General features: G+C 58.1%; 19 protein-coding genes. 7 read left to right on the top strand and 12 right to left on the bottom strand.

Features of this window, described 5'->3' with window-relative positions; genetic code table 11:
* The first annotated feature begins 1 nt into the window (after position 1).
* Positions 2-271 (top strand): cell division topological specificity factor MinE, encoded by a 270-nt coding sequence (minE, locus tag RE418_RS16990; RefSeq protein ID WP_004932303.1) that lies wholly within the window; start codon positions 2-4, stop codon positions 269-271.
* Between the two features lie 237 nt (positions 272-508).
* Here minE and rnd read toward each other — a convergent pair whose 3' ends face one another.
* From rnd to RE418_RS16965, 5 genes are all read right to left on the bottom strand, one after another.
* Positions 509-1630, bottom strand: a complete 1122-nt coding sequence (rnd, locus tag RE418_RS16985) for a ribonuclease D (RefSeq protein WP_089180993.1) — start codon at positions 1628-1630, stop codon at positions 509-511.
* Positions 1631-1711: 81 nt separating this feature from the next.
* On the bottom strand, positions 1712-3400 hold the full coding sequence (gene fadD, locus RE418_RS16980; RefSeq protein WP_025303115.1) for a long-chain-fatty-acid--CoA ligase FadD: 1689 nt from the start codon (positions 3398-3400) through the stop codon (positions 1712-1714).
* A 209-nt stretch (positions 3401-3609) separates the two neighbouring features.
* Positions 3610-4200, bottom strand: a complete 591-nt coding sequence (locus RE418_RS16975; protein ID WP_021503867.1) for a Slp family lipoprotein — start codon at positions 4198-4200, stop codon at positions 3610-3612.
* A 100-nt stretch (positions 4201-4300) separates the two neighbouring features.
* On the bottom strand, positions 4301-5002 hold the full coding sequence (gene tsaB, locus RE418_RS16970; RefSeq protein WP_025303116.1) for a tRNA (adenosine(37)-N6)-threonylcarbamoyltransferase complex dimerization subunit type 1 TsaB: 702 nt from the start codon (positions 5000-5002) through the stop codon (positions 4301-4303).
* 79 nt (positions 5003-5081) lie between these two features.
* Positions 5082-6998, bottom strand: a complete 1917-nt coding sequence (locus RE418_RS16965; RefSeq protein WP_004932318.1) for an ATP-dependent DNA helicase — start codon at positions 6996-6998, stop codon at positions 5082-5084.
* A gap of 133 nt (positions 6999-7131) precedes the next feature.
* Between RE418_RS16965 and RE418_RS16960 the strand changes: the two genes are divergently transcribed.
* Positions 7132-7476, top strand: coding sequence for a RidA family protein (locus RE418_RS16960; protein WP_025303117.1), 345 nt, complete (start codon positions 7132-7134; stop codon positions 7474-7476).
* 62 nt (positions 7477-7538) lie between these two features.
* Here the strand turns inward: RE418_RS16960 and mdtI are convergent, their stop codons facing one another.
* From mdtI to zwf, 4 genes are all read right to left on the bottom strand, one after another.
* Positions 7539-7868: a multidrug/spermidine efflux SMR transporter subunit MdtI gene (mdtI, locus tag RE418_RS16955; protein WP_016927446.1), complete on the bottom strand. Its 330-nt coding sequence runs from the start codon at positions 7866-7868 to the stop codon at positions 7539-7541.
* The gene (gene mdtJ, locus RE418_RS16950; protein ID WP_089180994.1) at positions 7855-8223 is read right to left on the bottom strand and encodes a multidrug/spermidine efflux SMR transporter subunit MdtJ; all 369 of its coding nucleotides are present in this window, start codon (positions 8221-8223) and stop codon (positions 7855-7857) included. The genes mdtI and mdtJ overlap by 14 nt, the downstream gene beginning before the upstream one ends.
* 552 nt (positions 8224-8775) lie before the next feature.
* A complete protein-coding gene (locus tag RE418_RS16945) occupies positions 8776-9417 on the bottom strand; it encodes a bifunctional 4-hydroxy-2-oxoglutarate aldolase/2-dehydro-3-deoxy-phosphogluconate aldolase (RefSeq protein WP_025303119.1) in 642 nt (213 codons plus the stop codon).
* 154 nt (positions 9418-9571) lie between these two features.
* On the bottom strand, positions 9572-11047 hold the full coding sequence (gene zwf / locus RE418_RS16940) for a glucose-6-phosphate dehydrogenase (protein ID WP_019452799.1): 1476 nt from the start codon (positions 11045-11047) through the stop codon (positions 9572-9574).
* A 448-nt stretch (positions 11048-11495) separates the two neighbouring features.
* On the opposite strand from zwf, the gene RE418_RS16935 reads away from it, so the two are divergent.
* From RE418_RS16935 to RE418_RS16925, 3 genes are all read left to right on the top strand, one after another.
* Positions 11496-12368 carry a MurR/RpiR family transcriptional regulator gene (locus RE418_RS16935; RefSeq protein ID WP_025303120.1) on the top strand — a complete coding sequence of 291 codons (873 nt, stop codon included), beginning with the start codon at positions 11496-11498 and terminating at the stop codon, positions 12366-12368.
* 190 nt (positions 12369-12558) lie between these two features.
* Positions 12559-14001 carry a pyruvate kinase gene (pyk, locus tag RE418_RS16930; RefSeq protein ID WP_004932339.1) on the top strand — a complete coding sequence of 481 codons (1443 nt, stop codon included), beginning with the start codon at positions 12559-12561 and terminating at the stop codon, positions 13999-14001.
* A gap of 84 nt (positions 14002-14085) precedes the next feature.
* Positions 14086-14967: a leucine-rich repeat domain-containing protein gene (locus tag RE418_RS16925; protein WP_043143025.1), complete on the top strand. Its 882-nt coding sequence runs from the start codon at positions 14086-14088 to the stop codon at positions 14965-14967.
* A gap of 49 nt (positions 14968-15016) precedes the next feature.
* Here the strand turns inward: RE418_RS16925 and lpxM are convergent, their stop codons facing one another.
* The 3 genes from lpxM to znuA form a co-directional block, all read right to left on the bottom strand.
* The gene (gene lpxM / locus RE418_RS16920) at positions 15017-15985 is read right to left on the bottom strand and encodes a lauroyl-Kdo(2)-lipid IV(A) myristoyltransferase (RefSeq protein ID WP_015378127.1); all 969 of its coding nucleotides are present in this window, start codon (positions 15983-15985) and stop codon (positions 15017-15019) included.
* A gap of 151 nt (positions 15986-16136) precedes the next feature.
* Entirely contained in the window at positions 16137-17459 is a 1323-nt protein-coding gene (mepM, locus tag RE418_RS16915) for a murein DD-endopeptidase MepM (protein WP_004932347.1), read from the bottom strand.
* Positions 17460-17480: 21 nt separating this feature from the next.
* Positions 17481-18425 (bottom strand): zinc ABC transporter substrate-binding protein ZnuA, encoded by a 945-nt coding sequence (gene znuA, locus RE418_RS16910; RefSeq protein ID WP_025303123.1) that lies wholly within the window; start codon positions 18423-18425, stop codon positions 17481-17483.
* Positions 18426-18503: 78 nt separating this feature from the next.
* Here znuA and znuC point away from each other — a divergent pair, with 78 nt between their 5' ends.
* Positions 18504-19262: a zinc ABC transporter ATP-binding protein ZnuC gene (gene znuC / locus RE418_RS16905; RefSeq protein WP_089180995.1), complete on the top strand. Its 759-nt coding sequence runs from the start codon at positions 18504-18506 to the stop codon at positions 19260-19262.
* The gene (gene znuB, locus RE418_RS16900; protein ID WP_089180996.1) at positions 19259-20044 is read left to right on the top strand and encodes a zinc ABC transporter permease subunit ZnuB; all 786 of its coding nucleotides are present in this window, start codon (positions 19259-19261) and stop codon (positions 20042-20044) included. Before znuC ends, znuB begins: the two co-directional genes overlap by 4 nt.
* Positions 20045-20068 lie beyond the last annotated feature (24 nt).

Below are 20068 nucleotides of genomic sequence, written 5' to 3'. Positions count from 1 at the left end.
CATGGCCTTATTAGACTTCTTTCTGTCCCGCAAAAAACAGACAGCCAATATAGCCAAGGAACGGCTGCAGATTATCGTCGCAGAGCGTCGTCGCGGGGACAGTGAGCCCCCGTATCTGCCTGATCTGAAACGCGATATTCTGGCGGTTATTTGCAAATACATTCAGATCGATCCTGAAATGCTGCATGTGCAGTTCGAGCAGAAAGGGGACGATATTTCGGTACTTGAACTTAACGTGACATTACCGGAATCGGAAGAAGCAGCTAAATGATTGCGACGCATTAATTACCCCCTGTATATTTTATGCAGGGGGTAACTGTATGTGTATCCAGTTATTAAGCATTATCGGCAGCAAAAAATTGATTTTTCCCTTTGGGACAATTCCCAATTAACTTTGCCGCCACCTCGTTTAAAGTAAATTCTGGCCAGATTTACCTTCAACGCATTATTTCCTGCCTATATTCACCCGAGCAGAGTTTCCCTACCCTGCCCTGGTGATAACCAGCGATTAATAATCTTTCAGGATGTCCTGCAACGGCGCCATTAATAAATCGCCGCGCCAGCCGCTGATTAATTCAGGGCGACTCTCGCCGTCCTTCAGTTTCCAATGCCAGTTCAACAATTGGTTAATTTGGCGACGGGATGCCAGCAGCTCGCTGCTCAACCCGCTTTGCTCGCTGACGGTAGCGATAGCGGCCTTGATGTCCTTAAACACCTTCTTGTAGCCCGGCTGATCGATAAGGTTAGCCAATGGCGCGGGCAACTCGGACTCCTCCAGCGCTTCGGCTTCGGCCACCAGCGCCAGCAGCGTTTTGCCGTGATAACGGATCTCCGGCCCGCTCAGCCCCAGAGAATCCAGTTCTCCGAGCGAAGACGGCATATAGCGCGCCACCTGCCATAGGTTCTCCTCACGCACCACGAAGTTCACCGCCAGATCGCGCTCGCGCGCCTGGCGCAACCGCCATTCTGCCAACTTCTGCAAACAGCCGAGCTGACGCGGGCGCAGCTGCCAGGCATTGCTGATTTCGCGATAGGCCACTTCCGGCGCCAGCGTCTCGCTACGGCGTTGGCACAGCAGCAGGCACTCGTTATGGGCCGCAGCAGTCCAGCCGGCCTCTTCGGTCTCCTGCACCAGCTGTTTGGCCATCGGCAGCAGGTAGAACACGTCGGCGGCCGCATACACGCACTGTCTTTCGGTCAGCGGGCGCGCCAGCCAGTCGGTGCGCGACTCGCTCTTGTCCAGTTCAACCTTCATGTACTCCGCCACCAGCGTCGCAAAACCGCAGGAGAGCGGCCGACCGGTAAAGGCCGCCAGGATCTGGGTGTCGATCATCGGCGTCGGCAGCGTTTTAAAGGTGTTGAGAAACACTTCAAGATCTTCACTGCCGGCATGCAGGAACTTCACCACGGCGGTGTCGGCCAGCAGGTCGACAAACGGCTGCCATTGCTTGATCGGCAGAGGATCGATGAGGGAGAGTTGTTCACCGTCGTAGAGCTGGATCAGGCCCAGCTGAGGATAGTAGGTGCGCGTTCTGACAAACTCGGTGTCCAGCGCAATCTGGGCATGCTTTCTCGCCTGCTCGCAGACCTGCTGCAATCCGGCATCGGTAGTGATCAACTGATAATTCAAAACATCATTCTCTTGTAGGATTCAAACACAACAACGCCGGCATTCACCGGCGTTGTTGATAGTCAGACGCGAAAGCGACACCTAGGCGGCATCGGCCGGCTTCGGCGTTTTTAGCTCATCGCGCAGTTCTCGCCGCAAAATCTTGCCGACGTTCGACTTCGGCAGTTCATCGCGGAACTCAACAATTTTAGGCACTTTATACCCGGTCAGGTGGCGACGGCAATGGGTCAACAGCTCTTCCTTGGTCAGCGAGGCGTCTTTCTTCACCACGCAGATCTTCACCGTTTCACCGGAGGCCTCGCTGGGCACGCCGATTGCCGCACATTCCAGCACTTTCGGGTGCTGGCTGACCACATCTTCAATCTCGTTCGGATACACGTTGAAACCCGAGACCAGGATCATGTCTTTCTTGCGGTCGACGATGCGCACAAATCCCTGATCGTCCACGGTCACCACATCGCCGGTCGCCAGCCAGCCATCTTTAAGCACTTCGTCGGTGGCTTCCGGGCGCTGCCAATAGCCTAACATAACTTGCGGCCCTTTGACCCACAGTTCGCCCGGTTCGCCCGGCGGCACGTCATGGCCGTTGTCGTCCACCAACCGAATGTCCGTCGACGGCACCGGCAGGCCGATGCTGCCGCTGTAGTGTTTCAGATCGTAAGGGTTACCGGCCACCAGCGGCGCGCACTCGGTCAGACCATAGCCTTCCAGCAGGTGTTTACCGGTGGTTTTCTCCCACTTCTCGGCCACCGCTTTTTGCACCGACATACCGCCGCCGACCGAGAAACGCAGCGTAGAGAAATCGAGTTTGTGGAACTCTTCGTTGTTCAGCAACGCGTTGAACAGCGTATTCACCCCGCTCATGGCGGTGAACGGATATTTACCCAGCTCCTTCACCAGACCCGGAATGTCACGCGGGTTGGTGATCAGCAAATTACGCCCGCCCAGATCGATAAACAGCAGGCAGTTCACCGTCAGCGCGAAAATGTGATACAGCGGCAGCGCCGTCACCACCAGCTCCTGCCCTTCACGGAACAGCGGCGAATAGGCGGCCTTGGCCTGCTCAAGGTTGGCCTGCATGTTACGGTGCGTCAGCATCGCGCCCTTCGCCACGCCGGTGGTGCCGCCGGTGTATTGCAGGAAAGCCAAATCGCTATTAATGATGTCCGGTTTTACATATTGCAGACGGCGGCCGCGCTGCAGCGCGCTGCGGAAGGAAATGGCGTCCGGCAGGTTGTATTTGGGCACCAGGCGCTTGACGTATTTGACCACGAAGTTGACCAACGTGCCTTTGGCGGCCGAAAGCTGGTCGCCCATGCGCGTCAGGATCACGTGTTTGACCTGGGTGTTGAACACCACTTTTTCCAGCGTATGGGCAAAGTTGGAAACGATAACGATGGCGCTGGCCCCGCTATCGTTCAACTGGTGCTCCAGCTCGCGCGGGGTATACAACGGGTTGACGTTGACCACCACCATGCCGGCACGCAGAATGCCGAACAGAGCGATGGGGTATTGCAACAGGTTAGGCATCATCAGCGCGACACGGTCGCCTTTCTTCAGACCCAGTTCATTTTGCAGGTAAGCCGCGAAAGCCCGGCTGCGTTCTTCCAGTTTGCGGAAGGTCATCACCTCGCCCATGTTGATAAAGGCGGGCTGATCGGCATAACGCTGCACGGCATGCTCAAACATTTCGATCAACGACGAATAGCGATCGGCATCAATCTCTGCGGGCACATCTGCCGGATACCGTTTTAACCAGACCTTATCCAAGGTATTACTCCTGAAATCATTACTAATTATCATCGCAGCCCTCAAACTCGCAGCCTAACCATAACAATATTTTAACTCAGCAGACCAGTTCGGGTTTTAAACATTATTCAGGTTGCGATGTACGTCACTAATTGTCGGATATTCCCTATCCCAAAAAGCAAAAGGGCGGCCTGAGCCGCCCTGTCAAATATGTTCACATCAAGCGTATGCTACTCGGTTACGATGGTTTGCACCTGTGCCGGACCGGGGTTGTACCAGCCATAGCCTGCGCCCCAGCCGGGCCCCCACGGACCACCGCGCCAGCCCCAAGGGCCCATCGGCGCAGGCGGCATCACCACCTGCTGCACCAGATGCCAGCGCTTGAAACCGGTCACGTTCATCGTTACGAAACGATATGGCGTCATGCCGATCCGCCCCTCTTTCAGGCCGGTGATAGGGCCGACGACGGTCACCAGTTGGCCTTTGAAATCGACCGGTTCGAGGAAGCCGTTCACCGTGGCCAGCAAGCGGCCGTTCGACGGTTCACCCAGTATCGGCCGCGCACCGCTGTCGAGCGGCACCGCCGCGATCTCCAGCAGCGTACGCCCTTGTTCGTTGGCGACGTTCACCACAGTGCCGCCGAAGCGGGCTTCCGCGCCAGTAAACAGGTTCGGTGCATTTTGTACCGAGGAAAGCTGAGTCACCGGCGAAGGGCTGGAGCCTTTGATCGCATCCGGTACGGTGACGCACCCGGTCAGAACCAGCGCGCCGCAGGCGACGGCCAGCAGCGACAGCTTTTTACTTGCAGTGCGGATTAACATGGTCGCAATCTCCTGAAATGCCTGTAACTTTGACCGCGTTTCGTCGTTCAAGTTGCAGGCCTTCATCGCCCGGCATCAACAACAGCACAATACGCCGCGATTACTCGCGGCCCGGCAGTTTTTTCCAGGTGACTTCATTGCGAAGATAGGTCGGCTCGGCGTTTTCCACCGCCACCGCCAACCCCTGTTGCCAGGCGTGCAGCGCCAGCGGCAGCATGTCTTGCGCCTGCGGCAGCAGCATTTGGCCGTCACGCACGCTCAGCGTAGAACCGTTGACCAGGTCGGGATAGGTTTGCCAGCCGGTGCCGACGTGGGCCCATTCGCCCTGCAGACGCTGTGCACGCTCGAGCGCCTGCGCCGGCGACAGCACCGCCTCGCCTTCGCTTTCCAACCAGCTGCCGTCCACTTGGCGTTCGAACTGCCCCCAGTAGACTTCCCCCATGCGCGCATCGATCGCTGCCAGCACGCGCGCCGCGCCGCTGACGCGCCAGGCGCCCTGCGCCATGGTTTGCAGCGTGGAAATGCCAATCATCGGCAAATCGGCGCCCAGCGCCAGGCCCTGAGCGATGCCGATGCCGATGCGCACCCCGGTAAAACTGCCGGGGCCGCGGCCGAAGGCCAGCGCATCGAGCTGGTTGAGCGCCAGACCGGATTCCGCCAGCACCTGCTGCACCATAGGTAAAATTCGTTGCGTATGCTCGCGTGGGCACAGCTCAAACAGGGCGTGGATTTCGCCTTGATTCCAGACGGCGACGGAACAGGCTTCCGTCGCGGTATCGATCGCTAAAATTCGCGTGGACATGCCAACCTCTGGCGGGAATAAAACTGGGTTTTTCATACAGGGCGCGCATTGTAGCACAGCCCCGTAAGCCCTTCATCTTTCACGTGGCCGACGTATCGGCGGCCTGCAGGAAGGCGATGGCCTGTTTCAGATCGCGGGTACGCGGCGTAGGCGGCAGGCTATTGAGGAACACCTCGCCATAAGGGCGCATCACCAGACGGTTATCGCAAATCACCAGCACGCCACGGTCGTCGGTATCGCGGATCAAACGGCCCACCCCCTGTTTCAGGGTGATGACCGCATCCGGTAACTGTACGTCATTGAACGGATCGCCGCCGCGCAGGCGGCAATCTTCAATGCGCGCCTTCAGCAGCGGATCGTCCGGTGAAGTAAACGGCAGCTTATCGATGATGACACACGACAGCGCATCGCCACGCACGTCCACCCCTTCCCAGAAGCTGCTGGTCGCCACCAACAGCGCGTTACCGGCGGCGACGAACTGCGCCAGCAGCTGCCCTTTGCTGGTTTCCCCTTGCAATAAGACCGGCAGCGTCATCGTGGCGCGGAACTCTTCCGCCAGCTCGCGCATCATCTGGTGCGATGTGCACAAGAAGAAGCAGCGGCCGTTGTTGGCTTCGATTAATGGGCGCAGCATGCGCGCCAGCTGGCGCGCCCCACCGGGCTGATTCGGCGAAGGCAAAAAGCGCGGCACGCACAGCAACGCCTGTTTGGCATAGTCGAACGGGCTCGGCAACAGCAGCGTTTTGGCCTTGGTCAGCCCCAGCCGTTCGGTGAAGTGGCCCAACTGATCGTTGACCGACAGCGTGGCCGAGGTAAAGATCCAGCTGCCCGGCTTCTCGTCCAGCATTTCGCGGAAACGATCGGCTACCGTCAGCGGCGTCAGCGCCAGCACGAAGTGGCGCGAATTGCACTCATACCAATAGCTGTAGCCCGGTTCCGTTACCGCCTTGAGGCGTTTGAGACGCGCGCGGTACAGCGTGGCGCGCTCAAAGGCGGCGTCCAGCAACGCCGAACGCCCCAGCGACAGCTTCATCACGTCATAACACAGCTCCAGCGCGTCATCGAGCAGCAACAGAGCACGCTGCACGTTGGGTTCGCCGAGCACGTCACGCAGATTACCGCGGAACCCCGGTTCTCCCAGATTCAGACGGAAATCTTGCGTGCTCAGGCTGAGACGATCGGCGCTCTTTTGCAGCTGAGCCGCATCGCGCACCTCGGTGCGGTAGGCGATGGTGATGTCCTTCGCCAGATCCAGCAGCTGGCGGCTGGTGAGCTGCTGGCCGAAATACTGGCTGGCGATGTCGGGGATTTGGTGCGCCTCGTCGAAAATCATCACCTCGGCTTCTGGGATCAGCTCGGCGAAACCGCCCTCTTTCACCACCATATCCGCCAGGAACAGGTGATGGTTTACCACCACCACATCTGCATCCATCGCGCGGCGGCGCGCCTTGACCACGAAGCAATCCTGATACAGCGGGCAGTCGCTGCCCAGACAGTTGTCATTGGTGCTGGTCACCAATGGCCAGACGAAGCTGTCTTCCGCCACTTCGCTACAGGTGCTGATATCACCCTCTTTGGTCTGCGACGACCACTTGCGCAGCTGCACCAGATCGATCAGCGTCTGCCCCGCCAGCTCGCCGCCGGCCATCGACTGCTGTTCCAGCCGCTCCAGACACAGGTAATTGGAGCGCCCTTTGAGCAGCGCCAGCTTGCCTTTGTACTTCAACGCCTTGGCGACGGTGGGCAGATCGCGCGCATACAGCTGATCCTGCAGCGCTTTCGAACCGGTGGAGATGATCACTTTGCGATCGGCACGCAGCGCCGGCGCCAGATAAGCGAAGGTTTTGCCGGTGCCGGTGCCGGCTTCCACCACCAGTTCCTGCTTGAAATTGATCGCTTCGGTAACGGCTTGCGCCATCTGCCGCTGCGGCTCACGCGGTTTAAATCCCTTGATAGCCTGCGCCAATGCGCCGTCTGTTGCAAAATCGTCTGTCACGCTGTCTCTCTGCCGGTGTCATTCAACGGTGATTATGCCAAGCCTGCCGCCCGGCTACCACCCACTTTATCGCCGCGCTTTTTTATCACCGGCTGTGCTACCCTTAGCGCGACTATGATATGGAGATAAGCAAATGAATATCGAAAGAATTGATCCCGATCAGCGCTGGTCCGAAGCCGTAGTGCACAACGAGACCGTTTACTACACCAGCGTGCCGGAGAACCTGGACGACGACGCGACCGCGCAGACCGCCAACGCCCTCGCCGCCATCGACGTGCTGCTGGAACGCGTAGGGTCGGACAAAAGCCGTATTCTGGATGCCACCATTTTCCTGGCCAACAGCGCCGACTTCGCCGCGATGAACGCCGCCTGGGACGCCTGGGTGGTCGCCGGCAGCGCGCCGGTGCGCTGCACGGTGCAGGCGCAGCTGATGAATCCGAAGTACAAGGTGGAAATCAAAATCATCGCCGCGCTGTAAGCCTGAGCGCAGACGAAAAAAAACCGCAGACGGCGACGCCTGCGGTTTTTTATTGCCCGCTATCAAGACAGTTTAAGGATCACCATCCCCGTCAGCAACAGCGCCAGGCCAATCCAGCCTTTGGCGTTCAACCGCTGGCCGAACATGATCCAGCCTGCGGCGATGGTGGCGGCGATACCGAAACCGCCCCACAGCGCATAGGCGATCGACAGATCGATACCCTTAACCGCCTGCGCCAGGGCGCTAAACGCACCGAGCACCGACAGCAGCGACAGCAATCCCAGCCAAATTTTACGGAAGCCGTCCGACATCTTCAGGAAGATGTTGGCGATAATTTCCAGTACGATGGCCAGCCCCAGGAACCCAATGTGGTACAACTCAAACTGTTGCATGGTTGTCACCTCGCGGGCTGACCTGTTTTCGCTCTTTGCGGGTACCGGATTTCACCAGCATGATGCCGGCGATCAGCGTAGCCAAGCCCAACACCTTCAGCGCCGAGATCGGTTCGTCGAACCACAGCACGCTGAACAGGGTGATGAACAGAATGCCGATGCCTTCCCATAGCGCATAGGCCACACCCAGCGCCACGCGTTTTATCGCTACCGACAACAATACATAAGACGCGGTAATCATCATGTACATCACGATGTGCCCGATCATGCCGCCATTGACGCTAGCGTATTTCATCGACAAGGTGCCGATGATTTCGGTCATGATGGCCAAACCTAAAAAGATCCAATAAATCATAATTTTTCTCCCAAACGGCGAATAACGCGCGCCAAGGCATATTTATCCCGATTTATCTCGTCGGACGGCCGCAATGCGGCGCGCAAGACGCAGAGATCCCTGGGGATAAACTGACCCAAACGCAAAAAGAATGTTTGCCCGGCTGAACGGTAATGCGAAGGCCTAAGCCCGCTACCAGCACCGGTTAAGGGAGAAAGACGCTATAGCTCGCTGCACCAGTGATGCTCACTGGCAAGGATCGCAGACAGGAAGAGTTGGCACGTAGAGGTTCTGAGGGTAGTTCCGTTAATAGTCATCATAATAGTTCTCTATTATCAGCCGCACACCGTGCGATTTGCCCAATATCCTCATAAAAGTAAAATTTTCAACTGAGATATTTTTACCACAGCCAAAATTAGAAAGCAAACTGCCGTTTTCATAAAAAAGCAGAAAAAAACGGGTTAAAAATAAGAAAGTTAATTGCGATAAAAATTAAAAAAGGCCCAACGGAGCGTTGAGCCTTGCGATATCCGCGGGTGAGCAAATAAGCGCCAACCCCAGGCCTGGCGCGGGTTACAACGCGGCGCCGCTGACCGCGCTGCGCGCCAGTTCAGTGATGCGCGCATAGTCGCCGCTTTCGAGCGCATCGGCCGGCACCAACCAGGAGCCGCCGATGCACAATACGCTTTTTAGCGCCAGATAATCGCGGTAATTGTTCGGCGTAATGCCGCCGGTCGGGCAAAAACGCACCTGCGGGAACGGGCCGCCGATCGCCTGCAGCGCCTTAACGCCGCCGTTGGCTTCCGCCGGGAAGAATTTGAATTCGCGCAGGCCGTAATCCATGCCCAGCATCAGTTCAGATACGGTGCTGATGCCCGGAATCAGCGGGATTGACCCCGCCGTCGCCGCCTGCAGCAAAGCGTCGGTCAGCCCCGGGCTGATGGCGAACTGCGCCCCCGCCTCGGTCACCTCCCGCAGCTGCTGCGGATTGATCACCGTACCGGCGCCGATGATCGCCTCCGGCACCTCTTTGGCGATAGCGCGGATAGCCTCCAGCCCGCAGGCGGTGCGCAGCGTCACCTCCAATACCCGCACGCCGCCGGCAACCAACGCTTTCGCCAGCGGCACCGCCTGCTCCAACTTGTTGATCACGATAACAGGCACCACCGGCCCTGCCGTCAGGATCTGCTCGGCGCTGGTTTTCCAGTTTTTCATCGTTATTTCTCCATGACTCGCGGTTAACAATGGCACGCCCCTGCCACAGGGCTCCGCGCAAGCGCGCGAACGTCCGGCCGTACCGTAAGTGATGTGGCCCACGCGCAGATCGCAGGCAAAAAAAAGCCGGCAGACAGGCTGCCGGCATTGCGCATTATTCGAACTCGTTCCAGGAACGGCCGTCGCGGGTGATCATTGCCACCGAGGCCACCGGCCCCCAGGTGCCCGCCTGATAAGGTTTAGGCGCCTCGTTGTCGGCTTTCCATGCATCCATGATGGAGTCGACCCACTTCCAGGCCTCTTCCACTTCATCGCGGCGCACGAACAGCGCCTGAATGCCTCGCATGGTCTCCAGCAGCAGGCGCTCGTAGGCGTCCGCCACGTGCTCCTGGTTGAAGGTTTCCGAGAAGCTCAGGTCCAGCTTGGTGGTCTGCAGACGGTGCTTGTGATCCAGCCCCGGCACCTTGTTCAGTACCTGAATTTCGATGCCTTCGTCCGGTTGCAGACGGATGGTCAGCTTGTTCTGCGGCAGCTGCTGGTACGAATCGCTGAACAGGTTAAGCGGCGGGTTTTTGAAGTACACCACCACTTCCGAACATTTGGTCGGCAGGCGTTTACCGGTACGCAGGTAGAACGGCACCCCGGCCCACTGCCAGTTGTCGATATCCACGCGGATGGAGACGAAGGTTTCGGTGCTGCTGCTCTTGTTCGCGCCTTCCTCTTCCAGATAACCCGGCACTTTCTTGCCCTGGACGAAACCGGCGGTGTACTGCCCGCGCACGGTGGTTTCCCGTACATTGGTCTGATCGATGCGGCGCAGCGAGCGCAGTACCTTCACCTTCTCGTCGCGGATACGGTCGGTCGTCAGGTCCGCCGGCGGCGACATGGCGATCATGGTCAGGATCTGCAGCAGGTGGTTCTGGATCATGTCGCGCATCTGGCCGGCCTGGTCGAAGTAACCCCAGCGCCCTTCGATGCCCACCTCTTCCGCCACGGTGATCTGCACCGAATCGATGGTGCGGTTATCCCAGTTGGATGCGAACAGCGAGTTGGCGAAACGCAGCGCCAACAGGTTCAGCACCGTCTCTTTGCCGAGATAGTGGTCGATACGGTAAACCTGGGATTCGTTGAAGTACTCCGCCACCTGATCGTTGATCACGCGGGAAGACGCCAGATCGGTGCCCAACGGTTTCTCCATCACCACGCGCGCCGGCTCATGGTTCAACTTGGCTTCGCCCAACCCTTTGCAGATGGCGCCAAAGGTGCTTGGCGGCATGGCGAAGTAGTTGATGGTGGTGCGGTGTTTCTGATCCAGCATTTTACCCAGTTTGGTAAAGTTCTTGCTGTCGTTGACGTCCAGGTTGCAAAAGTCCAGGCGTGCGCTCAGCGTGGCCCAGAGTTCGTCATCCAGTTTTTCCTTCATGAAGGTGCCAAGCGCTTCCTTGACCACTTCGGTATACGCTTTTTTATCCCACTCCGCGCGGCCGACGCCGATAATCCGCGTATCCGGGTGGATGTGTCCGGCTTTCTCTAACTGGTACAGGGAAGGCAGCAGCTTACGGCGCGCCAAATCACCTTTCGCGCCGAAAATAACCAGGTCACACGCCTGGGCTGTAGAGGTTACCGCCATGTTCATCTCCTCGTTGCAGGATATTTGTAATTTTCTTACATTACTAATGTACTCTGTTTGACTACGGCCAGCAAACCCGGTGCAGAAGCAGGAAAAAAGACCTCAAGATTCCAGTGATAGCGCCAATGCGCGCCAGAGCCCGCACAGGCGGGCAAAACTGTAATTTTTCGTCTTTTTTGACGCTCTGTTACCATTATGAAAGTTAGACACAGGTCATATTCTGGTGAAAAAAGCCTGCATACGCCCTGTCGAGACTGCCAACGGTTACCAGCACGTAGTATATTTTCACTAAACCGGCATTGATTTCTCCTTTGTTTGAAATCGACATACCCTATCGATTCCAGGTTACAGCCGCTCGTTTGGCGTCTGCGTGCACGGCGAACACGGGCGAAATTCGGCGCTGTTGCTTGAAAGCCACAGGGATAAAACCATGAGTGACTCTCGTTATATGAATACGCTGGACAAAATCCAGAACCATCTGGAACGCCTGAGCAAATCTGAAAGGAAAGTCGCCGAGGTGATCCTGGCCTCCCCACAGACCGCCATTCACTCCAGCATTGCCACGCTGGCGCGCATGGCCGACGTCAGCGAACCTACCGTCAACCGTTTTTGCCGCCGCCTTGATACCAAAGGCTTTCCCGATTTCAAACTGCACCTCGCCCAAAGCCTGGCTAACGGCACGCCCTACGTAAACCGTAACGTTGAGGAAGACGACAGCGTCGATTCCTATACCAGCAAGATCTTCGAATCGGTCATGGCCAGCCTGGATACAGTAAAGGCAAATTTGGATATTGCCGCAATCAATCGTGCGGTTGACCTGCTCACCCAGGCAAAAAAGATCTCTTTCTTCGGCCTGGGTGCCTCCGCGGCGGTGGCGCACGACGCGATGAACAAATTTTTCCGCTTCAACATTCCGGTGGTCTACTTCGATGACATCGTCATGCAACGCATGAGCTGCATGAACTCCGGCGAGGGTGACGTGGTGGTGCTGATCTCACACACCGGCCGCACCAAAAATCTGGTGGAGATGGCTCACCTGGCGCGGGAGAACGACGCCACGGTACTGGCTATCACCTCGCGCGACACCCCGCTCGCCCAAGCGGCGACCCTCGCGTTGCTGCTCGATGTGCCTGAAGACACCGACGTTTACATGCCGATGGTGTCGCGGATCGCGCAATTAACGCTCATTGACGTGCTTGCCACCGGATTTACCTTGCGCCGAGGGGCTAAATTCAGAGATAACTTGAAGCGGGTCAAAGAAGCGCTCAAAGAATCGCGCTTTGATAAAGGCGTGGTCATTCCCAACAGTTTTGATTCGTGACCCGACGAAGAAAAAAATCGCCGTTCAACAGACATTTGAATGACGGCATCAGAGGCGGTACCCTGTTAACATGCTCATGCGGGTAACCCGGGTGAAATATCAGTGTTGTAAAATTACATTTCACGCCTGGTTTCGTTATCCGACGTTATCGCAACACCAATATTTGCTTCACCAGTCAACGGAGTAATACATGTCCAGACGGCTCAGAAGAACCAAAATCGTTACCACCCTGGGTCCGGCTACAGACCGCGACAATAATCTGGAAAAGATCATTGCCGCCGGTGCCAACGTAGTTCGGCTTAACTTCTCCCACGGCAGCCCGGAAGATCACCAGGCTCGCGCAGACAAAGTGCGCGAAATCGCTGCCAAACTGGGACGTCACGTCGCTATCCTCGGCGATCTGCAAGGGCCGAAAATCCGCGTATCCACCTTCAAGGAAGGCAAAATCTTCCTCAACGTGGGTGATAAATTCCTGCTGGACGCCAACCTGTCAAAAGGCGAAGGCGATAAAGAAAAAGTCGGTATCGACTATAAAGGCCTGCCTGCCGACGTCGTGCCGGGCGATGTCCTGCTGCTTGACGACGGCCGCGTTCAGTTAAAAGTGCTCGAAGTTCAGGGCATGAAAGTGTTTACCGAAGTGACCGTCGGCGGCCCGTTGTCCAACAACAAGGGCATCAACAAGCTAGGCGGTGGCCTGTCAGCCGAAGCGCTGACCGAAAAAGACAAGGCGGACATCGTGACCGCCGCCAAGATTGGCGTCGACTATCTGGCGGTCTCCTTCCCGCGTACCGGTGAAGACCTGAACTATGCCCGCCGCCTGGCGCGCGATGCGGGCTGCAACGCCAAGATCGTGTCCAAGGTTGAGCGCGCCGAAGCGGTTTGCACCGACGAAGCGATGGACGACATTATTCTGGCCTCCGACGTGGTGATGGTTGCCCGTGGCGACCTCGGCGTCGAAATCGGCGATCCGGAACTGGTCGGCATTCAGAAGAAACTGATCCGCCGCGCCCGCACCCTGAACCGCGCGGTGATCACCGCGACTCAGATGATGGAGTCAATGATCACCAACCCGATGCCGACCCGCGCCGAAGTCATGGACGTGGCCAACGCCGTGCTGGACGGCACCGACGCCGTCATGCTGTCGGCGGAAACCGCTGCTGGCCAATACCCGGCGGAAACCGTGGCGGCGATGGCGCGCGTTTGTCTGGGCGCCGAGAAGATCCCGAGCATCAACGTTTCCAAACACCGTTTGGACGTGCAGTTCGACAATATCGAAGAGGCGATCGCCATGTCTTCGATGTATGCGGCCAACCACCTGAAAGGCGTCACCGCGCTGATCGCCATGACTGAGTCCGGCCGCACCGCGCTGATGATGTCACGCATCAGCTCCGGCCTGCCGATCTTCGCCATGTCGCGTCATGAGCACACGCTGAACCTGACTGCGCTGTATCGCGGCGTGACGCCGGTATATTTCGACAGCCACAAAGACGGCGTGATCGCCGCCAATGAAGCCGTCAATCGCCTGCGTGACAAAGGCTTCCTGGTCTCCGGCGATCTGGTGATCGTCACCCAGGGCGACGTGATGGAAACCGTCGGTACCACCAATACCAGCCGTATCCTGCGCGTCGAGTAATTCACGCCGCAGACGAAATGCCGGCCGGCTCACGTTGGCCGGCATTTTTTTGCGCTGACATCGCCATAAACGACGGAGAACGCCATGCTCCACCAACACAACCCCGCAGCGAGCGCTGATGAGCTCGATCTCGACGGCCGTAGCCTGACGCAGCTCGACGAATCGCAGCTTGCCGGCCGCGCGCTGCGCAAGGTCAGCCTGTACGACAATCAGCTGACGGCCTTCCCCACCCCAATCTTCCGGCACCAGAATCTGCAGGTGCTGAATATCTCCTGCAATCAGCTCGACCGTCTGCCGCCGGAGATTGGTCAGTTGCAACAGCTCGAGATGTTCGACTTTGGCCACAATCGCGCGAGCGAACTGCCTGAAGCGTTGGGGCAACTGCACCGGCTGAAATACCTCTATCTGAGCGATAACGGTTTTAGCGACCTGCCCCATTCGCTGGCACAGCTGCAGCAGCTCATCTATCTCAACGCGACCGATAACCAACTGACCGCCTTGCCGCAGGCAATACCGAGGCTGGCGGCGTTGCAGGAGCTGCGTTTATACAACAATCGCATCCGCAGCCTGCCCGCCGAAATCGGGCAGCTGCGCGCGCTGCGCGAACTGCATATCATGAAAAATGCCCTGACCACGCTGCCGGCGGAAATGGCTCTGCTCGGTGAGTTGGAGATACTCGATGCGGCCAACAATGCTATCACCGAACTGCCGGCAGCCTTCTGCCGCCTGCCGCGATTGAGCGAGCTGAACCTGCGTTTCAATCAACTGACGCGCCTGCCGGAAAATATCGGTGAGCTGACAGCGCTGAGAAGTCTGGATCTGCGCGCCAACCGCCTGAGCGAGCTGCCGGAAAGCCTCGGCGAACTGAGCCGGCTGCGCAAGCTGGATCTGCGCTGGAATGATTTCACCCGCACGCCTAAAGTCATCGACATCCTGCGGGCGCGCGGCTGTATGGTGCACATCTGAAGTGATACCGGCCGGGTTATAGCCCGACCGGCGTTAACGTTAGGAAGGATTAGCGATACAGATCGTCGCGCGAGTAAGGCTCAATCTCCCCTTCCTTGCGCGTCTTCAACAGTTTTAGGATCCAGGTGTACTGCTCAGGGTTCGGGCCCACCAGGTTTTCCACTTCTTCATTCATGCGGCGCGCAATCCGTGGGTCATCGGCTTCGGCCAGATCGTCCATGGGCTCGCGAATATAAATATCCAGCATGCTGGTTTTGCCATCGTACACCGGGAACAAAGGCACGATCGCCGCACGACACACTTTCATCAACCGGCCTACCGCCGGCAGCGTCGCCTTATAGGTCGCGAAGAAATCGACGAACTCACTGTGCTCGGCGCCGTGATCCTGATCGGGCAGGTAGTAGCCCCAGTACCCCTGCCGTACCGAACTGATAAACGGTTTGATGCCGTCGTTGCGCGCGTGCATGCGGCCGCCGAATTTACGACGCACGGCATTCCACAGGTAGTCGATCAGCTGATTGCGCTGGTTGTGGAACATCGCCGCCATCGGTTGGCCGCGCGCAGCCATCAGCATCGCTGGCACATCCACCGCCCAGCCGTGAGGCACCAGGAAAATCACGTTACGCCCTTCCGCCCGGATCTTGTCCAGCACCTCTTCACCGTGCCAACGCACGCGCTTTAGCACTTTTTCGGGCTTGGTGCAGGCCAGTTCCGCCATCAGCACCATCGACTGCGGCGCGCAGGCGAACATCTGGTCGATAATGTGCTCGCGTTCGCTTTCAGGCAGCTCAGGCAAGCAATACAGCAGGTTGATGCGGGCACGACGGCGCGCGCCCTTCGCCAGCTTGCCGGCCAGTTTGCCGACCGCACCCAGCACCGGATCGCGCAGGCGCGCAGGCACCAGCGAAATGCCGGCCATCAGACCGGTTCCCAACCACACGCCCCAGTAGCGCGGATATAAAAAGGCTTTTTGAAACTGCGGGATGAACTCTACGTTCGATTTCTTCTCGTTTTGCATGCACGTGCTCTTCGCTTAGCGATTCGGCTAATCATAATTGCCATCACCGATTTTGCAATTAACAACCGCGAACCACCCAGATAAAACAGCATCGGCCCGCAATCAGGCCGATGAAATTAACGGCGCCGGAGCGCCGGAAAAAAGGGGGACGTTAATCCAACTGCAGCTGAGGAACCACTTCCTTCACCTGTGCCAGATAATCGCTGCGGTCTTTGCCGCCCAGCCCTTCGGAACGCGGCAGTTTGGCCGTCAGCGGGTTCACCGCCTGTTGGCCGGTCCACAGTTCAAAGTGCAGGTGTGGCCCGGTGGAACGGCCGGTGTTGCCGGAGAGCGCAATGCGATCGCCGCGTTTCACCTTCTGGCCTGGTTTCACCAGCAGTTTTTTCAGGTGCATATAGCGCGTGGTGTACTGACGACCGTGGCGGATCGCCACATAGTTGCCCGCTGCGCCGCTGCGTTTGGCGATCACCACCTCACCGTCGCCGACCGCCAGCACCGGCGTGCCGACCGGCATGGCGAAATCGACGCCCTTGTGCGGCGCCACGCGGCCAGTCACCGGGTTCACGCGGCGCGGGTTGAAGTTGGAGGAGATGCGGAACTGTTTCATGGTCGGGAAACGCATGAAGCCGCGCGCCAGGCCAGAGCCTTGGCGATCGTAGAATTTGCCGTCTTCGGCGCGGATCGCATAGTAATCTTTGCCGCCGGTGCGCAGACGCACGCCCAACAGCTGGCTTTGCGATTTCTTACCGTCGAAATGCTCGCGCGACATCAGCACGGAGAACTGGTCGCCTTTGCGCAGCTTGCGGAAATCGAGCTGCCACTGCAGGGCTTTGATCACCGAGTTGATTTCGTTACGGCTCAGCCCGGCGTCGCCGGCGCTGCTGACGAAGCTGCCGTTAACCCGGCCGCTGATCACGTTGTTGCGCCATTCGCCCTGCTGCGCCTCTTTCGACTCTTTGAAGCTGTTGCCGACGCGATCGTAGGTGCGGGTTTCGCGGCGGGAAACTTCCCAGGTCAACTGCTGCAAATCGCCCGCATCATTCACAGTCCACGACAGCTGTTGGCCGATCTTAAGGTTGCGCAGATCGCGGTTTTGCGAAGCCAGCAGCGTGACATCCGACATATCGATGCCGTACTGCGTCAGAATGCTGCCGAGGGTATCGCCGGTGGAAACCACATATTCATGCACGCCATCATCGCCGGCATCTTTTTGATCCAGCTCATCCTGCGGGATTTCGTCATCGGGGGTGGGTTGGTCGACATCTATCGGTTCACTGGCTTCAGGGAGCAATGACCGCATCTGGCTGGATTCTAACTCGACGCTCTTGGCGATGGGGTTGTGTTCTGGGTGGTAAACAAAAGGCCGCCAAACAGCGACGGCCAATGTGACGACTGTCAGCGACCCCAGCATGACGCGATGGGGCCGTGGCAGGTTGTTATACGCCAGAGCGATAGTTCGGACTATCTGCTGCACTCGATATTATCCTCATAAGCTTTACTTCAGGCAGCTCACGTACTGGTTTGACAGCTGAGTCAGGAATTTCCCGTAGCTGTCCTTCCCCAGCGCGATGCCGATGCCCAGCGGGTCCAGCGTTCCGGAACGCACTTTGGTACCCTTGGCGACGGCATTGATTACGGCCGGCCTGAATTGTGGCTCAGCAAAAACGCATACCGCTTTCTGCTCAACCAACTGTGTTCGAATTTGGTGTAGGCGCTGTGCTCCAGGCTGAATTTCGGGATTGACGGTGAAATGGCCCAGCGGACTCAAACCGTAGTGTTTCTCAAAGTAGCCGTAAGCATCATGAAAAACAAAATAACCCTTACCTTGCACAGGCGTAAGCATGTTACCAACATTTTTGTCAGTTTGCGTCAGCAGATTCTCGAACTGGCGCAGGTTTGCGTCTAATTTGTCCTTATTTTGCGGCATAAGTTCCAACAATCTGTCGTGAATCGCGATCGCGGTCACTTTTGCTATCTCCGGCGACAGCCAAACGTGCATATTGTACTCGCCGTGATGATGCCCATGATCGTCATCGGCATGGTTATGCGCTTCGCCTGCATGATCATGATCGTCGTCATCTTCGCCTTTCATCAGCAACGGCTTCACCGCCGGCAGTTCGCTGACAGCCAGCTTTCGGGTTGCCGAGATAGGCACCAGCGCCTTGTTCAGGAACGCTTCCATGTCCGGCCCAACCCATAGCACCAGGTCCGCAGAGCGCAAACGCTGGATATCGGAAGGACGCAGCGCAAAATCGTGCGGTGAAGCGCCGTCCGGCAGCAACACCTCGGTCGGCGTCACGCCGTCGGCGATCGCCGAAGCGATAAAGCCCAGCGGACGAATCGTGGTCACCACCGCCGCGGAAGCGCTGCTCAGCGGGCCGGCCATCAACAATGCGCTGGCCAACAGCGTACGCTGCAGCCATTTATTTTTCTTTGCCATCATCAGTAATCCCATCGTTTTCATCAACAAGGCGTGATATTATAACATTCGCTTCGTTCTGCAACCTGTAATCTCGAGATGTCTACACTGATAACGCTAAAAAATATCTCCGTCGCCTTCGGCAGCCGCAAGGTGCTGTCGAACATTTCCCTCAGCCTGCAACCCGGCCGTATTCTCACGCTGCTTGGCCCGAACGGCGCGGGCAAATCCACGCTGGTGCGCGTGGTGCTGGGATTGATCAAACCGACCGCCGGCACGCTGGAGCGTGAGCCCGATCTGCGCATCGGCTATGTGCCGCAAAAGCTGCACCTCGACGCCACCTTGCCACTGACCGTCAGCCGCTTTATGCGTCTTAAACCTGGCGTAAAGAAAGCCGACATTCTGCCGGCGCTCAAACGCGTGCACGCCGCCCACCTGCTCGACCAGCCGATGCAAAAGCTCTCCGGCGGTGAAAACCAGCGCGTGCTGCTGGCGCGAGCGCTGCTGAATAAACCGCAGCTGCTGGTGCTGGACGAACCCACGCAAGGGGTGGACGTCAACGGCCAGCTGGCGCTGTACGATCTGATCGATCAGCTGCGTAAAGAGCTGGGGTGCGCCGTGCTGATGGTCTCGCACGATCTGCATCTGGTGATGGCGAAAACCGACGAGGTGTTGTGCCTCAATCAGCACATCTGCTGCTCCGGCGCGCCGGAGGTGGTCTCGATGCATCCCGAATTCATCGCCATGTTCGGCAACCGCGGCGCAGAGCAGCTGGCGGTGTATCGCCACCATCACAACCACCGCCACGATCTGCAGGGAAGAATTGTCTTGAAGAAAACCGGGAGCCGCGAAGCATGATTGAACTGTTACTTCCCGGCTGGCTGGCCGGCGTGTTGCTGGCTAGCGCCGCCGGGCCGCTGGGTTCCTTCGTGGTCTGGCGCCGCATGTCCTACTTTGGTGATACCCTGGCGCACGCCTCGCTGCTCGGCGTCGCCTTTGGTCTGCTGCTCGACATCAACCCCTTCTATGCGGTGATCGCCATTACGCTGCTGCTGGCTCTGGCCCTGGTTTGGCTGGAACGTCGCCCGCAGCTTTCAGTGGATACCCTGCTCGGCATTCTGGCGCATAGCGCCCTGTCGCTGGGACTGGTGGTGGTGACATTGATGTCTAACGTGCGGGTCGATCTGATGGCCTACCTGTTCGGCGATCTGCTGTCGGTTACGCTGAGCGATATCGTGATGATTGCCGGCGGCGTCGCCGTGGTGCTGTTGGTGCTGTGGTGGCAGTGGCGCGATCTGCTGTCGATGACCATCAGCCCAGAGCTGGCGCACGTCGACGGCGTTAATCTGGTGCGCGCACGCACCGTGTTGATGCTGGTCACCGCCTTGACCATCGGTCTGGCGATGAAATTCGTCGGCGCGCTGATCATCACCTCACTGCTGATCATTCCGGCAGCCACCGCTCGGCGCTTCGCACGCACGCCGGAGCAGATGGCGGGCGTCGCAGTGCTGCTCGGCATGGTGGCCGTCACCGGCGGCCTGACCTTCTCGGCATTTTACGATACGCCGGCCGGCCCTTCGGTGGTGCTGAGCGCCGCCGTGCTGTTCACGCTGAGCCTGTTCAAAAAACAGCAGGCTTGATTAAAGCCGGGATATGACAAGGGC

Origin of the sequence: Serratia sp. szju (genome assembly GCF_044594185.1) — a bacterium.
GTDB classification, from domain to species: Bacteria; Pseudomonadota; Gammaproteobacteria; order Enterobacterales; family Enterobacteriaceae; genus Serratia; species Serratia bockelmannii.
The sequence above is the reverse complement of the archived record's forward strand: the minus strand, read 5'-3'. Positions and strand labels throughout refer to the sequence as shown.

Coding starts and splice junctions, on each gene's coding strand:
- minE (WP_004932303.1), top strand. CDS start 2: ATGGCCTTATTAGACTTCTTTCTGTCCCGCAAAAAACAGACAGCCAAT.
- RE418_RS16975 (WP_021503867.1), bottom strand. CDS start 4,200: ATGTTAATCCGCACTGCAAGTAAAAAGCTGTCGCTGCTGGCCGTCGCC.
- tsaB (WP_025303116.1), bottom strand. CDS start 5,002: ATGTCCACGCGAATTTTAGCGATCGATACCGCGACGGAAGCCTGTTCC.
- RE418_RS16960 (WP_025303117.1), top strand. CDS start 7,132: ATGAATATCGAAAGAATTGATCCCGATCAGCGCTGGTCCGAAGCCGTA.
- mdtI (WP_016927446.1), bottom strand. CDS start 7,868: ATGCAACAGTTTGAGTTGTACCACATTGGGTTCCTGGGGCTGGCCATC.
- mdtJ (WP_089180994.1), bottom strand. CDS start 8,223: ATGATTTATTGGATCTTTTTAGGTTTGGCCATCATGACCGAAATCATC.
- RE418_RS16945 (WP_025303119.1), bottom strand. CDS start 9,417: ATGAAAAACTGGAAAACCAGCGCCGAGCAGATCCTGACGGCAGGGCCG.
- zwf (WP_019452799.1), bottom strand. CDS start 11,047: ATGGCGGTAACCTCTACAGCCCAGGCGTGTGACCTGGTTATTTTCGGC.
- RE418_RS16935 (WP_025303120.1), top strand. CDS start 11,496: ATGAATACGCTGGACAAAATCCAGAACCATCTGGAACGCCTGAGCAAA.
- pyk (WP_004932339.1), top strand. CDS start 12,559: ATGTCCAGACGGCTCAGAAGAACCAAAATCGTTACCACCCTGGGTCCG.
- RE418_RS16925 (WP_043143025.1), top strand. CDS start 14,086: ATGCTCCACCAACACAACCCCGCAGCGAGCGCTGATGAGCTCGATCTC.
- lpxM (WP_015378127.1), bottom strand. CDS start 15,985: ATGCAAAACGAGAAGAAATCGAACGTAGAGTTCATCCCGCAGTTTCAA.
- znuA (WP_025303123.1), bottom strand. CDS start 18,425: ATGGCAAAGAAAAATAAATGGCTGCAGCGTACGCTGTTGGCCAGCGCA.
- znuC (WP_089180995.1), top strand. CDS start 18,504: ATGTCTACACTGATAACGCTAAAAAATATCTCCGTCGCCTTCGGCAGC.
- znuB (WP_089180996.1), top strand. CDS start 19,259: ATGATTGAACTGTTACTTCCCGGCTGGCTGGCCGGCGTGTTGCTGGCT.